Source organism: Bacillus sp. A01H (genome assembly GCF_045277205.1).
GTDB lineage: Bacteria > Bacillota > Bacilli > Bacillales > Bacillaceae_G > Bacillus_A > Bacillus_A paranthracis.
This window is the reverse complement of sequence record NZ_CP117702.1, coordinates 652,246-667,419: the sequence shown is the minus strand read 5'-3', so window position 1 is coordinate 667,419 and position 15,174 is coordinate 652,246. Positions and strand designations below refer to the sequence as shown.

Below are 15,174 nucleotides of genomic sequence, written 5' to 3'. Positions count from 1 at the left end.
GTTTTTTTACTTTTTTCTAAACCACGCTGTATTTAATAGTTGAATCGCTTTCGCAATTTCTTCTTCTGATAAGATCGCAAACCCAAGTAAAACGACATTTTCAGGTGCAGTACCGTCTTTATAGTACGTAGAAACAGGATATATTTTAATACTATATTTTGCAGCTTCTTGAATGAGTTCTTCTTCTCGCATTCCATTATGTACTTTTAATAAAATGTGTAATCCCGAATCTTCTCCTATCACTTCAACATGATTAGAGAAATACTTCTCTATTTCAAAAACAAGTCGATCCCTCTTTTTCCGGTAGACGACACGCATTTTATGAATATGTTTTTCCCAATAACCTTCATGTAAAAACTTTCTAATCACTTCTTGATCCATTCTTGAAACACTTTGTGTATAAAATAAATATTCTTTTTGATACTTTTTAATTAAATTCTTCGGTAATACTATATAGCTCATCCGTAATGAGGGCAACAAAGCTTTTGATAACGTCCCCATATAAATAACTTTCCCATCTGTATCTAACCCTTGTAGTGCCGGAATTGGCTTTCCTGAATAACGAAATTCACTATCGTAATCATCTTCAATAATATACCTATCTTCTTCTTTCTTTGCCCATTGTAAAAGCTGCGTCCTTCTCGTAATAGGCATAATCATTCCATATGGAAACTGATGAGAAGGAGTTACAAATACAACATTTGCAGTGCTATTTTCTAAATCTGCCATACAAATGCCGTCCCTATCTAAAGACAACATTTGAACCTTCTTTTCTCCCTGTTCAAAAACGACCATTTTCCTATGGTACCCTGGATTTTCAACAGCGTAATTACTTCCCTTCAACAATTGAAAAAGTAACTTCACTAATATTTGTGTTCCCGCACCTAATACAATTTGACTAGCTGAACAACGTACACCTCTAGATTCATACAAATAGTTCGCAATTTCCTCTCGTAAGCTTAATTCTCCTTGAGGGTGTCCAAGAAAAAGTAAATCATTATTACGCGGCTGCCATACATCATTTATAAGCTTGCGGTACATAGTGAACGGAAAAGTTTTTGTATCAACCCCTGTTTGTGTGAAATCAAATGTATAGTTCTCCTCCCGAAACGATACTTCTTCTACTTTCGCTTCGCTTCCTTCTACATCCATCATTTGTTCAAATTTACATACAAAATAACCTTTTCTTGATATCGACTCAATGTAACCTTCTGCAAGTAATTGCTCGTAAGCCGCTTCTATTGTATTCTTACTCACTTGTAAATAGCTCGCCAGCTTTCTCTTTGCGGGTAATTTTGTAAAAGCGGAAATCGTTCCATCCTTAATCTCTTTTTTTATATACTCATACAATTGCACGTACAATGCCTTTTTACTATTCATATTTAAATTAGGCGTTAATTCTAACATAATATCTGACCCCTTAATAAAACTAAAATCTGATACTTTTTACAGTACCAGAAGTTATATATAATTCCTTTTATCATGTCACACATAAAAAATCAAATACTCGAGAGGAGATGCATGATTATGAACAATAGTAGACGGATTGGACTCATTATGATTATTACAGGAGCTACCTTATGGGGATTATCTGGTCCGATGATTCAGTGGCTATTTCAACATACTAACGTATCATCAATTGATTTTTTAACAATTCGCTTGTTGCTTGCGGGATTATTTATTTTATCTTTTTTACTTATAAAGAAACAAAACATATTTCAAATTTGGAAACACTCTAGACATTCTATACAACTTATTATTTTCTCTATTCTCGGCATGCTCGGTGCGCAATATGCCTTTATCGAAACAGTTCATATTAGTAATGCGGTCACAGCGACATTATTTCAATTTCTAGGTCCTGTTTTTATTACCATTTATGTCGCATTTGGACAAAGAAAATTCCCTGCTTCTATGCAACTACTCGCAATTATTACTGCACTAACGGGAACGTACTTTATTATTACAAACGGTTCAATTGAAAATATTGTTTTATCGAAAGAAGCTATTATTTTTGGCCTATTAACAGCAATTGGATTTGCATTTTATACCCTCCATCCAGCTTCTCTTATTAAAGAATGCGGAACAACCATAGTAATTGGCTGGGGGATGCTAATCGGCGGCATTGCCCTGCTTATTTTTAATCGCTCGTTTGGATGGAGTCAACTTTCACAAACCTTTACACCAAAAACTTTTTCTATGCTTATCCTTATCATTATAAGTGGCACTCTTTCTTTCCTTCTTTATATCGGTAGTCTGAAATATTTAGCAGCAACAGAAACGAGCATTTTATCTAGCATTGAACCACTTGTAGCAGCTATCGTTTCAATCGCTTGGCTAAATGAATCATTTGGAGCGTATCAATTACTAGGCGGGGTATGTATCGTTCTTTCTGTTATTTTCTTAACGATGCCTCAAAAAGAACGAGAACCAACCCTTTCAACTGAACAAATATAAAAAATGTCAAAAGAGGTCGTACAAAACTTACGACCTCTTTTTATACTTTAAAGGAATTGTCCCTCTTTCTGGCAAATACAATTACACTAACAGTAAAAATTAGGAGTGTGACACCATGAAAAAAATTGGAACTATGCTACTTTTCTCCTTTCTCATCACTGGATGCTCGCAATTGCAGCCTGATTCAGAAGCACCTAAAAAAGAAGCTATCGCCACGTCATCCACCCAAGTTAATGCACCTTCCTTCTTTCATCTTAGCGTTTTAAAAGATGTAAATTGGGAAGAAACACCCTCCTTCATACAAGAAAAAACACCTTTAAAAGGTATCGAAGAAAAAATCGCAATGGCTGATAGCCCTATTATTGCAAATGAAAAAAATGAAATGATGTGGTACTTTTTAGATCCTGAAATGCCAACTGGAAAACTATCTATTATTGCACTAAAACAAGGATCAGTAACCCCAACACCCGTACTCTTTCAACAAGAAACTTCTAAACCAACTTGGACTACTTCAAATACAATTGATTCTACTACAACCGAACTCCCACTCACTATGTCACTACCTTCATCTGGATTATGGGTATTAAATATATACGTGAATGAAAAATATTATGATCAGTTTGTAATCAATGCCACAGAAAATAAATAAAAGGAAGGAGGCTGTTTCAGCCTCCTTCCTTTTATTTACCCATCTTATATGTAACTAATCGCCTGACTCCCCATTTGCACCCATGCCTTTTCAAAACTTTCTCTCGGTACTTTTACATCTAAACTATCACTTAGAGGATCTCGAATATATACAAATTCCTTATCATATCCAATAAGTACTACACAATGTTCATTATACGTAATAGAAACATCTCCACTATTTGTTTCCCATGTAGTAAATTCATCTTTATCTAATGGCGCAAATGTTGCATTCGTAATCATGACTACCGGTTGTCCTGATTTTACACTCTTATAAAGCTCTTCTATACTCTTCCCTGTTAAGTCCACAGCTTTGTTAGGTAAATACTTTTTCGCTAATTGAAAAAGTGGTCCATGATATACACCATATCCTGATTCAGAAAAGGTATAAATATTTCCTACAAATCCTTCATTCGGATTCCCACGTACACCATCGTTCATAAAATCAACTTTCTTTATTTCGTTTGCTAATTTCATCTTATCCACTGTAATACCTGCGTATTGTAACATCATCGCTAAGCTCGTCACTTCACAGCCTCTATCTAACTCTGGTAACTGCTGAATGAAAGGTACATTTGATAAAATGACCTTTTCATCACGATTAAACTCTACTTGTTTTCCACTTTTCATATTGAAGAATGTTAATTTCTCCACATACTTTGTAATTCCATTTGTATAGATCCCCCATACTGCTATAACGAGTAAAGCCATACCTATATACCACTTAAACTTCCGTATCACTTTCACGCCCTTTTTAGTTCGTTAAATAAGAATAAAACGCGTCCGCATCCGTTCGAATCACTGGTACAAAATTTAGTTCTTTTCCTTTTTCAGGCTGATCCTTTTTTATTTTTTCTGCTAATTCTTGAACGTTCCTATTCGTTTTATCCATATTAAGCTCATCTGCCATTTGTAACACTTTTTGTTCATTAATTTCGCTTAATACTTGATATATATCTTTCCCATACAAATCGATATGATATTCTTTTGCTTCTTCCTGTACTTTTTGTTCGTATACTTCTTGCGCTAACACTTCTATCTCTTTTCCTTTTGGTGAAATACCTAACTTGCCTGCTTCCTCTCTTACTTTCGTTCCATAGATTTCTTCTGCAATGTCCTCTATTTCTTTTCCATTTGTCGAAATACCTAATTTATCCGCTTCATCGTTAATTTTAATCGTATTAATTTGAGTAATCAAATTTACAATTGATGTATTTTCTATTGATATGCCTAGCTTTAACGCTTCTTGCTTCACTTTTGTTTCATAGATTTCTTCTGAAAGAGTTCCAACATCTTTTCCTTCAATCGAAATTCCTAACTGTTCTGCTTCTCTTCCTACTTCCGTCTCATGGATTTCTTTTTCTAGCGTAATTTGTTCTTTCCCTGCCGTTTCAATCCCTAAATTCTCCGCCTTTTCTTCTGTATGCACAGCATGTATCTTTCCATTGTTTAATTGTTCTTTGCTGCGCTGTGTGTAATCTGTCTTTCCTTTTGATGTTTCAGAAGGAGAGGCACCCCCTAATATACTTAAACTCATTACTCCAATAGTGAATACCATCATCATTTTCTTTTTCAAAATTAATTCCTCCCTCTTACACTTTCTTTTCCATCATTCCCTATTCATAATCGAAATAACATTATGATCGATATAATCTACTCAAATACCTTTTTATAATCGCTTCTTTTTATAGGGCGAACTTTTCTGTATATAATACATGTTAAAAATAGTTTCTTAACTTTCCCTTAAAAAAAGACGACCTTGTAAAAACAAGATCGTCTTCTCACTTATATTCTTTGGTGTTTAGGGAAAATCACTTCAAAACAAGTGCCCTCTTCCCATTTGCTCTCTACTGATATTTTTCCGTAATGTTTTTCTACAATCCAATTTGCGATTGAAAGACCTAATCCAGCTCCTTCTGACGTACTTCTTGCTTTATCCCCTTGATAAAAACGATCAAATAATTTCGGAATATCTTCTTCTTTCACTCCTATCCCGTCATCTTTCACCTGTATACGAATTGAACTACTCGTTTGCGTGCAATTGATTTGAATCTGCCCGCCTTCGTTCGTATACTTCATCGCATTATCTAACAGTATGACCATCATTTGATGAATCCGCTCTCTATCACCCATAAAAGATACGCCACGTTCTACTTTTAGTATCATTTCTTTTTCTTGATAAGAAGCAATCTCCTTATATGGAGCTACTATTTCCTCTAACAATTTATCGAGTTCAAATGTTTTCTTATCCATCTCAATTTGATTAGAATCAGAACGTGCTAGCAATAATAAATTACTAACGAGTTTTGATAACCGCCTACATTCTTTTGAAATTGTAGAAATATCCATCGCTTTTTCTTCTATCGTAGCGGATGGTGACTGGAATAAAACATCTGTTTTTGATTGAATAACTGCAAGCGGTGTCCTTAGTTCATGTGACGCATCAGAAACGAATTGCTGCTGTTTTTCCCATGAATTTTGAATGGGTACGAGTGCCCTGCCAGCTAAGAAAAAGCCGATACCGATTGCACATAAACTTCCTACGCTACAACCTATCACAAGAATTAAAAATAAAGTATGTAACATTTCTTTTTCAGCTGTTATATCCCTTGCAATTTGAACTATTTTTGCATCTTTTTGAAATGAAAATATTCTAAAATATTGTCCTTGTACTTCTACATCTTGCAAAGTTCCTAATTTCTTTGGAGAAAACTTTTCCAAATTGTCTTCAAAAATAAAACGACGTTTGCCGTTTTCAATATCTATCTCCACCGTGTTTCCAAGCCAAGTTAACTCCATTATCCTTGGATCCCCAATTGGAGGATATCCTCTAATTTTTTTAGGTAGTTTTTTATCATCTGCATTCTTTCTATGTTGAACGGCTTTTTCTATCGATTCATTTACTCCACTATAAATACGCTTATATGTGTAAGAATAAATGATACTACCTAATACGCCTATCAAAATGATAAATACTAATGAATTCAATATAGTCAATCGAATACGCGTCTTCTGAAACATACTTCCCTTTTTCATTGTTCTTTTAATATATATCCAATACCTCGAACAGTTTGAATATCTTTCTGATAACCGAATGGCTCTAATTTTTTACGTAAATGATGTACATACACTTCTACAATTGCCACTGTCGTATCTGAATCAAATCCCCAAACACGATCAAAAATTTGTTCCCTCATTAAAATCTTTCCGCTATTTTGAATAAGATACTCTAGAAGCTCATATTGTTTTAATGTTAGCTTCATACTTTGTCCATCTACTTGAACATCTTTATCTTTTCCGAACAGTTCAATCCCTTTATATCGAATAGTCTGCTTTGTTGTTAAACTACCACTTCTGCGTAGTAAAGCACGAATTCTCGCTTTTAATTCAGGGGCCTGAAATGGCTTAACGATATAGTCATCTCCACCAAAGTCCAATCCCTTCACCCGATCTTCTAAAGAATCTCTCGCTGTTAAAAACAGGACTGGTGTTTCAATCTTTTCATCACGTATTCTTTGAATTACTTCAAAACCATCCATCTCTGGCATCATCACATCAAGCAAAATTGCATCATATATATTTTGTAACGCTAGAAATAACCCCTCTTCTCCATTCAATGCTGTATCTACTTCAAATTCATCACGCAAAATTTGTACGATAGACTCTAATAACGAAGCATTATCTTCTACTACGAGTAAGCGCATATTCTCACCTTCCACCATATCGTTCGATTCTATTTATAATCACATTCCTGCTTTTCCTAACAAAAGAATATCATTATATTCTGTAACTTCATTTTTAATTCGTTCTTTCTACACTTTTTCTTGATACAGAATTTTAAAGATTAATTATAAAGACTCTTTCTTAAATTTAGCTTAATAAAAAATTGAAAGAAATAAGATTTCCCTTATCTCTTTCAATTTTTTACTACATATACCTTTTTACTTGGCAATTCCAAACAATTTAGCTGACCACCATACACAGCCCCGCCATCAATTCCAATAATTCGATTACTACCAAAATACACGCCACAATTCTCACTACCATGAAGCATTTTTGTTTCCGTATGGCCAAATACAACAACCTTTTCGCCACTATATCCATTATGAAACTCATTACGGATCCACATTAACGTATATGGTTCACATTCAGAAACTCGTTTCATAGGCTCAACACCAGCATGTACAAATATGTACTCTTCTGTTTCAATGTAATGATCTAATTCTTGAATAAACTTTACATGATCTTCTAAAACATGCGATTGTAAAATTGGTTTTTGGAAGTCTTCCTCATTAACTACAATATCTTCTTCTACAAATCCATAACTATATAATGTCTTATCTCCACCATTCCTTTTTACCCAATGGTTCCATGAACGTTCCTCATCAGTCGTTAACGCCTTAATCATCATATCTTCATGATTTCCCTTTAGAACGAGGGCTCCATCTTCTTTTAACTCTTTTACCCTTTCAATTACTGCACGTGCATTTGGACCACGATCTACATAATCCCCTAATAAAATTAGTTGATCCTTTTTTGCATCGTATTGAGCTTCTTCTAATAACTGTTCGAACTTTTTTATTTCGCCATGAATATCACTAATAACAAGAATTCTTTTCATATTATCACCCCTCTTTCTAATTATAATTCAAAACGACAGAAACTTCAGAATTGTATTTTAAAACCGTATTTATTACAGATACAACGATTATCCTTACAACAATGTAAGTCTCTTGTCATTCAATTCGATAGTTGCGATTGCTATATTTCCTTATACTAAAAGTAAGAAATGAAACAAAAAACAAGGAGAGATGAGATATGAAAAAAGTGATGGAAGTTATGGTAGCAGTGGCAGAGGTTTTCGTAAATGGCAAACAAGTTGCAATGGAGTTAAACAAATAATGAAAAGGACAAGATTCATTCTAGACCCTTTACTCATATAAAAGAGATAAGACTTCTTCATTTTTTTGATCCCTTATCTCCTAAAGAAAGCCGTATCCTTTTTCGGATACGGCTTTCTCTTATTTTTGACTCGTACGAGCTGAAATGCTAATTGCTCTATCTGTCGCTTTGGCAGCTTCATCTAACGCTTCTTTACTATTCTTCCCGTCATACATTGCTTCTAATGCTTTTACAACTGCATCTCGTGATTCTGGGAATACACTAATTAAAGCACCTTGTGTTGCTGGAGATTGTTTCGTCGCTTGCAATTGATCTACGGTTACTTTCAACTGTGGATATTTTTCATATTGCTCTTTTACTAATGGTTCATTATATGCATCCGGATTAATAGAGAAATAACCTGTTGCAGTATGCCATTTTGCTTGTACGTCTGGCTTCGTTAAATATTTCATAAAGTCCCAAGCACCTTGTTGTGTTTCTTCTGAAACCATATTCGTCATCCATAATGATGCTCCTCCAATAACAACACCATTTTGTTTCGAATCCTCTGGATATGGAATATATGAAACGCCTACATTAAACTTAGATGCATCAATTAAGTCGCGAACACCAGCTGAAGAATCTAAATACATAGCAACTTGTCCAGACTGGAACGCGGCACGAATATCATCCCAACTTGCTCCATACTTTCCTAGTGCACCAGCTTTATTTAACTCATCTAGCATCCCAAATACTTTCTGTCCTTCTTTACCGTTAAATACAGCTTTCTTTGCAGCATCTTTACGACCATTTTCATTATCTACATATAAAGCGCCTTGTGTCGCTAACAATTCCTCAAAGAACCAACCATAATTCAGCATTGAAAATCCATATTGTTTTACATTTCCGCCTTCTTTAATCGTTAACTTTTTCGCTGCTTCTTGCAATTCCGCATATGTTTTTGGAGCTTTCTCTGGATCTAAGCCCGCCTTTGCGAAAGCATCTTTATTATAAATTAATACTGGTGTAGATGAATTAAATGGCATAGAATACATTTTTCCATCAACTGAATAATAATTTGTAATTGCTTTTTCCAACTTTGAAGTATCGTACTTATCTTTTTTTATCCAACTATCAATTGGCGTAATCTTTTTACTATCAATCATATATTTTGTTGTAATTTCACTCGACTGAACAAGAGCTGGCGCTTCTTTCGTAGCAGACATCGTTCTAAATTTCGTTAAAGACTCTTCATATGTCCCTTGGAACTCTGGCTTTATCTCGTATTTATTTTGTGACTTATTATAGTCTGCAACAAGTCCCTCTAATACCCCTTGTGTTTTTCCACCCATCGCGTGCCAAAAACGAATTACCGTTTTATCACCATTCTTTTCAACTGGCGCTACTTTTGCCTGTGCTTCAGGTTTCTCCTCCGTTTTACTAGTTGAACAAGCGGCACTAGATAATGCCATTGTTGCTACCATTAATAGAGCAGCACCTTTTTTAACTAGACTCATTTTAATCTCACCTTCTCTTAGTTATTTAATTGCACCTTTTGTTAATCCTTGTTGTAATTGCTTTTGTCCTAAAAATAATAGAATCAATGTTGGTATAACGATAACCGTAACGCCAGCCATTACGCTTCCCCAATCAGTTGCAACTTCTTGAGATTGAAGCTGCTTCACACCAATTTGAACTGTTCTTACCTTTTCATCAGTGGTCACTAAAAGTGGCCATAAGTACATATTCCATGTTGTTAAAAAACTATATACGCCAAGCGTAATAAAACTCGTTTTACAATACGGAATTACAACGCTGAACAAAAATCTTACATTTCCAATCCCTTCAATAAAAGCAGCTTCTTTCAGTTCATTCGGAAGTGTCATAAAATGTTGGCGTAACAAGAAAATACCGAAAGCTGTTGCAAAAAACGGCACTGTCATCCCAGCGAAACTATTGATCCAGCCAAAGTTTTGAATCGTTAAAAAGTTAGGTACCATCGTCGCTTCCCACGGAATAAGCATCGTTGAAATAAACAGGAAAAAAATAAGATTTCTTCCCTTAAACTGAAGAAAGACAAAAGCATACGCCGCTAAGCTTGACACGATAAGTTGTCCAATCATAACAACTGTCGATACAACTAAGCTGTTATATAAATATGTAAAAAGTGGTACTTTCTGAAAAATATTAATGAAATTATCAAAAGTAAATTGAGTTGGAAATATCCTTCTCATTTGAATATCGTCTGGTGTCATAAAGCTTATTAAAAACGCATACAGCACAGGAAAAAATACCATTACTGCACTAATTATGAGCAGCATGTATAGCAGGAAATTTTGTTTCCACTGTTTAACGATCATTTATAATGCACCTTTCTCTCAGCAAACTTAAATTGAAGTAATGTAGCAATGAAAATGAAAACAAATAGTACCATAGCTTGTGCACTTGCTGTCCCAAATTGATGATTCACAAATGCCTCTTTATAAATCGAATATACAATTAAATTTGTTGCATCATTTGGTCCACCGTGCGTTAAAATATCAATCTGTCCAAAGCTTTGGAACGCACTAATTAACGTTACTGTCACGATAAAGAATAAAGTTGGTGATAGCATCGGTAATGTAACACGACGAAGCTTATATAAATAGCTAGCACCATCTATAGATGCACTCTCATATAAAGACGTATCAATATTTTGTAAACCACCTAATATAACTAAAAATGCAAATCCTGTATTCACCCAAACCGTTGTAACTGATACAGAGAATAGTGCCCAGTCCGGACTCGTTAACCATGCAATTGCAGGAAGATTCATAGAAGCTAATATATTATTGAATAACCCGACACTTGGATGAAATAAAAATAACCAAATTACTGCACTAGCAGCTACTGATATTCCCATTGTCGAAGAAAACAGAACTCGAAATAACCCAATACCTCTTACCTTTCCGTTTGCAATCAATGCAAGAAATAAAGCGAGTATAATACTCGTAGGCACTGTATATACAACAAATAATAAAGTTGACTTTATGCTTTTGTAGAAAGCAGGATCAGAAAATAAGTATTGATAATTTTCTAAGCCAACGAAAAGATTAGCTTCTCCGTGTATATCTGTTAAATAAAAGCTATAGTAAATCGTCCTAAATAATGGATAAAAAAGAAAAATCGAGAACAATAAAATAGATGGCACTAAAAATAATAATCCTATTCTTAAATCCTTCGTTCTACTCCATAAATTCTTCTTTTTTGCCACCTTTGCTTGGGCTGGTAACTTGCCTACTTCAATCATTATTTCGCCACCACTTTCAACTCTTCTTCAGCTACCACTTTTAATCGTTCATTCGTATTTTGATGAAAGAAGCATAACTTATCTTGTGAGAATAATAATTTTACTTTGTCACCTTTGTTCAGGATTAGCTGTCCAATGACTTTTGCACTCCAAGTTGTTCCATTTATTGCGAAGTTTAATATAGATTCGTTGCCTAATACTTCTACAGATTGTAGCGTAACTTCTTGTCCTTCCTCAGACAGGGCAATATGCTCAGGACGCATGCCTATGCGAATTATTCCTTCTGGTAATTGCTTTAACTGTCCAATAGATAACGGAATTTGCAATTGCCCTATATGTAATACACCTTTTTCTTTGTTTACTTCTCCATCATTTATATTCATCGAAGGAGACCCTATAAAACTTGCAACAAATTCATTTGCTGGTTCGTTATAGATGTCAAGCGGTGTTCCAACTTGCTGTATGCTTCCTTTATTTAAAACCATGATGCGATCTCCCATAGTCATCGCCTCTATTTGATCATGAGTAACGTAAATCATTGTAATTCCTAAACGCTGCTGAATTTCTCTAATTTCAATTCTCATTTGCGCACGTAATTTCGCGTCTAAATTCGAAAGTGGTTCATCCATTAAACAAATCGGTGCTTGGCTCACAATCGCTCTAGCAAGCGCAACACGCTGTCTTTGTCCACCTGATAATTGACCTGGTTTCATTTTCACATACTCTTTCAGCCCTACCATTTCAATAGCTTCCATTAATCTCTTTTGCCGCTCTTCTTTTTGTACTTTCCTTACCTTAAGTCCAAATAAAATATTTTCTTCTACAGATAAGTGTGGGTATAGTGCATAATTTTGAAATACCATTGATAGATTACGATCTTTCGGCTCTAAATCATTTGCAACACGTTCATTAATAATTAAATCCCCCGAAGAAATTTCTTCTAGGCCAGCGATCATTCGTAATAATGTGCTTTTCCCACATCCTGAAGGCCCAACTAAAACAAAAAACTCACCCTTTTTAATGTGAACCGATACCCCCTTAACCGCTGTCTCTTCTGCATTTTTATATACCTTTGAAACATTTTTCAATTCAATCACAAAGTTGCACTCCTTTTTTCTTCTTGTATCCATACTTCATAATGACTCGTTGAAATTGCACTTGCGCCTGCACGAATAGCAATTTCCGCATCTTCTCGTGTTTGAATCAGTCCGCCTGCAATGATAGGAAATTCTATTTCCTCTGCTAACTGCTTAATAATGGAAGGCATAATACCAGGCATAATCTCTACTGCATTCGGTTTAGTCGTTTTACAATTTTCAATTGATTTTGTAAGAGATAAAGTATCGACAATAAAAATACGTTGGATCGTTTTTAATCCAATTTTATTGGCATTTCGAATTGTAGATCCTTTTGTTGAAATAATACCTTGTGCTCCGATAACGTCTTGAATATACAAAAGTGCTTCCTCTGTATTCGTATTTAAACCTTGTATAAAATCACAATGAAGAAAGACATCATGTCCATGTTTCTGTAATTCATATACACGCTCTGGTAACTCCAGCATTGAACCCGTCATAAGAAAAACTGTTTTCGGTAATTTTTTGTATGTGTTGTATCCTTTCCAATCCTTTATCATCGCAATATAAGGTTCTTTAAACATTCATTCCACCTAGCTTTTCTGTTTTTATCCAAACTAAAAACACCTACTTACATAGAACACCTTTCTCCTTATTTGAACTCTAGGGAATAGAGCACACCTAAGAAAGTGGCACGTTATATGTAAGCGGGTGTTCTCAAATGTTCTCTACCCTAGTTATTTTGTTACCTTTACTATAGTATGCATTTATTAAGTCAGTTTTGATAGATTGTTAATTAGCTGTTAATCGAATGTTAATATTCACCATATTTTCTTAACATTAATCTAGATATACGAATAACCCCCAACAGCAAACAACTATCTTTAAAATTCAAGTAATATGCAAATTCATTCCATAGTTAATCAAATTTAGTTTTCTCGCAACTTCTTGTGAGGCATAATTATCCCAAGAAGTACTATAAAGTGAAATGCGGTTTTCTTCTTGTATTGATATCGCCCAGGCTGTAACAACATCAGTACCATACCCATTCTCCGCTAAAGTTTCCACACTCGCCTCAGCAGCTACAGGTGTACTCCTAGCACTGCAACATATAGAAACTACCTTTTCATTTTTTACAATTGCAAAGTAAGGTTGCCTCCACTCCATCTGTTCTATTAGATTAGGAAAATTTTCTCGCAAAAGCTCTTTATTCTTCTCTGTTATCTGTATTGTTCTAGTTGGCTTATGTAAATTATTAGAGAACATGAAAGCAGGGCCCATCCAAATATTTTTTACTGTTCTTTCTTCATTTAATACATGGATAATCTTTGCTATCTCTATATGATTTGAAGGTTCTCGAATTAATTTCTCAATCTTACCTACCGTTTCATCATCCAGATCACAATGATATCTCGTTATACTCCCTTCACGAGTTCTGCCAAGAAAACAGCGTGGTGCTTTCGGATTTCCTTGTTCATTTACATATTTCATTTTTCCTACTTGATTATGAACAAATAAAACCTCTACCTGAATTGCTATTAAATCAAGTTCTGAGAGCCTCATTTATATTCTCCTTAGTTACTCCATATACCATTCATAATCTATTTTTCATGCCCAAAACAAAAATCCCATTTACATACACATTACTGAATCCATCATACTCAATGACTTCTTCATTCTGTCTATCTAAATGGGATTATTTCATACTTGTTATTCTACCGGTTGCGGTTGTGGCTGTACTACTTCATTCGCTCCAGCTACCCTCAACATATTTGCAATATCTTTAAAACCTCTTTTTTCAGCATATTGCAGTGGCGTAATATTTTCCTTATTGGCCATATTTACATCTGCCCCGTGGTCAATAAGCATTTGAATTACTTTCTTGTGATTTTCACTACCATTTCCTAATACAATTGCTTCTACTAAAGCTGTTCCACCACGAGCATTTTTATAATTGACATCAATATCTGTATGCTCTAACAATTCTTTTACGACCTCTACATGGCCACGCTCAGATGCAGAAATAAGTGCTGTTCCACCTGACTTAGTCGTTTCTTTCGTATTAACTCCTGCATTAATTAATACTTTTACAATATCCGTATATCCTTCTCTACTCGCATAAAGAAGTGGATTACTTTGTTTCTCATCTTTAATTTCAATATTAGCACCTGCACCAATTAATGCTTTCACTGTCTCTACATGATTTTGGTACGTTGCTGCAAGGACAGGTGTTTCTCCGTTGTCACCTTCTACATTTATATTCGCTCCATCTTGAATCAACTTCATAGCTGTTTCTGTGTCTCCAAGAGTGGCAGAAAGTAGCAACTGTTTGTCCATTAAATTTATACTTTTTTCTTCTTTAGATTCTTCCTGTTCTTTATGCTTCTCTTGTTTCTTTTCGTTTTTCACATGAACCGGTTTCGATTCTGGCTCTTCTTGCTTATCGCAAGCCACTACCGTCATTAAAAGTCCTAATAACATACATAATAAAATTTTTTGTTTTCTCACAACTACAGCTCCTATGAAAGATAATGTTTTCTTAACCATTCCTCCATCACATACAATAACTCTTCTTGAGTACATTTATCCATAAGCACTTTATATTCCTTCTTTAATTGGATTATCTTAAACTTATATGATGTTTCTCAACCTATTGGAATGATACGCCTGATGGCCTCATCATTAGCATTATGAAGCAATTAGTTTAGCACGTTTTCACCGCATTTGTATACATTTCTAAAAAGTACATACATGGTTGCTTTAGGTCACTACATTCCATTGTAACCG

The 15,174-nt window shown here is 34.7% G+C and carries 15 protein-coding genes; 2 read left to right on the top strand and 13 right to left on the bottom strand.

Going from position 1 to position 15,174, the window contains the following annotated elements; translation table 11 throughout:
• Nucleotides 1-6: 6 nt before the first annotated feature.
• A complete protein-coding gene (locus PSR14_RS03640; RefSeq protein WP_000891902.1) occupies nt 7-1,407 on the bottom strand; it encodes a PLP-dependent aminotransferase family protein in 1,401 nt (466 codons plus the stop codon).
• Between the two features lie 120 nt (nt 1,408-1,527).
• Here PSR14_RS03640 and PSR14_RS03635 point away from each other — a divergent pair, with 120 nt between their 5' ends.
• Entirely contained in the window at nt 1,528-2,454 is a 927-nt protein-coding gene (locus PSR14_RS03635; RefSeq protein WP_098487503.1) for a DMT family transporter, read from the top strand.
• 115 nt (nt 2,455-2,569) lie between these two features.
• Complete coding sequence (locus PSR14_RS03630; protein WP_000719664.1) at nt 2,570-3,103, top strand: DUF4871 domain-containing protein; 534 nt, start codon at nt 2,570-2,572, stop codon at nt 3,101-3,103.
• 44 nt (nt 3,104-3,147) lie between these two features.
• Here PSR14_RS03630 and PSR14_RS03625 read toward each other — a convergent pair whose 3' ends face one another.
• The 12 genes from PSR14_RS03625 to PSR14_RS03570 all read right to left on the bottom strand — a co-directional run bounded on the left by PSR14_RS03625 (nt 3,148) and on the right by PSR14_RS03570 (nt 14,970).
• Nucleotides 3,148-3,882 carry a C39 family peptidase gene (locus tag PSR14_RS03625; protein ID WP_002163756.1) on the bottom strand — a complete coding sequence of 245 codons (735 nt, stop codon included), beginning with the start codon at nt 3,880-3,882 and terminating at the stop codon, nt 3,148-3,150.
• A gap of 13 nt (nt 3,883-3,895) precedes the next feature.
• Nucleotides 3,896-4,717, bottom strand: a complete 822-nt coding sequence (locus tag PSR14_RS03620) for a hypothetical protein (RefSeq protein ID WP_000728570.1) — start codon at nt 4,715-4,717, stop codon at nt 3,896-3,898.
• Between the two features lie 209 nt (nt 4,718-4,926).
• The gene (locus tag PSR14_RS03615) at nt 4,927-6,177 is read right to left on the bottom strand and encodes a cell wall metabolism sensor histidine kinase WalK (protein WP_098487502.1); all 1,251 of its coding nucleotides are present in this window, start codon (nt 6,175-6,177) and stop codon (nt 4,927-4,929) included.
• Nucleotides 6,174-6,845, bottom strand: a complete 672-nt coding sequence (locus PSR14_RS03610; RefSeq protein ID WP_048558074.1) for a response regulator transcription factor — start codon at nt 6,843-6,845, stop codon at nt 6,174-6,176. Before PSR14_RS03610 ends, PSR14_RS03615 begins: the two co-directional genes overlap by 4 nt.
• A 212-nt stretch (nt 6,846-7,057) precedes the next feature.
• The gene (locus tag PSR14_RS03605) at nt 7,058-7,762 is read right to left on the bottom strand and encodes a metallophosphoesterase family protein (RefSeq protein WP_048558075.1); all 705 of its coding nucleotides are present in this window, start codon (nt 7,760-7,762) and stop codon (nt 7,058-7,060) included.
• A gap of 400 nt (nt 7,763-8,162) precedes the next feature.
• Nucleotides 8,163-9,539 carry an ABC transporter substrate-binding protein gene (locus PSR14_RS03600; protein WP_098487501.1) on the bottom strand — a complete coding sequence of 459 codons (1,377 nt, stop codon included), beginning with the start codon at nt 9,537-9,539 and terminating at the stop codon, nt 8,163-8,165.
• Nucleotides 9,540-9,560: 21 nt separating this feature from the next.
• A complete protein-coding gene (locus PSR14_RS03595) occupies nt 9,561-10,382 on the bottom strand; it encodes a carbohydrate ABC transporter permease (protein WP_000635931.1) in 822 nt (273 codons plus the stop codon).
• The gene (locus tag PSR14_RS03590; RefSeq protein WP_098487500.1) at nt 10,379-11,311 is read right to left on the bottom strand and encodes a carbohydrate ABC transporter permease; all 933 of its coding nucleotides are present in this window, start codon (nt 11,309-11,311) and stop codon (nt 10,379-10,381) included. The genes PSR14_RS03595 and PSR14_RS03590 overlap by 4 nt, the downstream gene beginning before the upstream one ends.
• On the bottom strand, nt 11,311-12,408 hold the full coding sequence (locus PSR14_RS03585; protein ID WP_000571386.1) for an ABC transporter ATP-binding protein: 1,098 nt from the start codon (nt 12,406-12,408) through the stop codon (nt 11,311-11,313). The genes PSR14_RS03590 and PSR14_RS03585 overlap by 1 nt, the downstream gene beginning before the upstream one ends.
• Nucleotides 12,405-12,971: a glycerol-3-phosphate responsive antiterminator gene (locus PSR14_RS03580; RefSeq protein WP_000472009.1), complete on the bottom strand. Its 567-nt coding sequence runs from the start codon at nt 12,969-12,971 to the stop codon at nt 12,405-12,407. Before PSR14_RS03580 ends, PSR14_RS03585 begins: the two co-directional genes overlap by 4 nt.
• Before the next feature lie 307 nt (nt 12,972-13,278).
• The gene (locus PSR14_RS03575; protein WP_098487499.1) at nt 13,279-13,950 is read right to left on the bottom strand and encodes a GNAT family N-acetyltransferase; all 672 of its coding nucleotides are present in this window, start codon (nt 13,948-13,950) and stop codon (nt 13,279-13,281) included.
• Nucleotides 13,951-14,097: 147 nt separating this feature from the next.
• Nucleotides 14,098-14,970, bottom strand: coding sequence for an ankyrin repeat domain-containing protein (locus tag PSR14_RS03570; RefSeq protein WP_002163759.1), 873 nt, complete (start codon nt 14,968-14,970; stop codon nt 14,098-14,100).
• Between the last annotated feature and the right edge of the window lie 204 nt (nt 14,971-15,174).

Excerpts from the sequence above, each read along its gene's own strand:
- PSR14_RS03580 (WP_000472009.1), bottom strand. The coding sequence starts at position 12,971 with ATGTTTAAAGAACCTTATATTGCGATGATAAAGGATTGGAAAGGATAC.
- PSR14_RS03630 (WP_000719664.1), top strand. The coding sequence starts at position 2,570 with ATGAAAAAAATTGGAACTATGCTACTTTTCTCCTTTCTCATCACTGGA.
- PSR14_RS03570 (WP_002163759.1), bottom strand. The coding sequence starts at position 14,970 with ATGTACTCAAGAAGAGTTATTGTATGTGATGGAGGAATGGTTAAGAAA.
- PSR14_RS03575 (WP_098487499.1), bottom strand. The coding sequence starts at position 13,950 with ATGAGGCTCTCAGAACTTGATTTAATAGCAATTCAGGTAGAGGTTTTA.
- PSR14_RS03605 (WP_048558075.1), bottom strand. The coding sequence starts at position 7,762 with ATGAAAAGAATTCTTGTTATTAGTGATATTCATGGCGAAATAAAAAAG.
- PSR14_RS03595 (WP_000635931.1), bottom strand. The coding sequence starts at position 10,382 with ATGATCGTTAAACAGTGGAAACAAAATTTCCTGCTATACATGCTGCTC.
- PSR14_RS03590 (WP_098487500.1), bottom strand. The coding sequence starts at position 11,311 with ATGATTGAAGTAGGCAAGTTACCAGCCCAAGCAAAGGTGGCAAAAAAG.
- PSR14_RS03635 (WP_098487503.1), top strand. The coding sequence starts at position 1,528 with ATGAACAATAGTAGACGGATTGGACTCATTATGATTATTACAGGAGCT.
- PSR14_RS03615 (WP_098487502.1), bottom strand. The coding sequence starts at position 6,177 with ATGAAAAAGGGAAGTATGTTTCAGAAGACGCGTATTCGATTGACTATA.
- PSR14_RS03640 (WP_000891902.1), bottom strand. The coding sequence starts at position 1,407 with ATGTTAGAATTAACGCCTAATTTAAATATGAATAGTAAAAAGGCATTG.
- PSR14_RS03610 (WP_048558074.1), bottom strand. The coding sequence starts at position 6,845 with ATGCGCTTACTCGTAGTAGAAGATAATGCTTCGTTATTAGAGTCTATC.
- PSR14_RS03600 (WP_098487501.1), bottom strand. The coding sequence starts at position 9,539 with ATGAGTCTAGTTAAAAAAGGTGCTGCTCTATTAATGGTAGCAACAATG.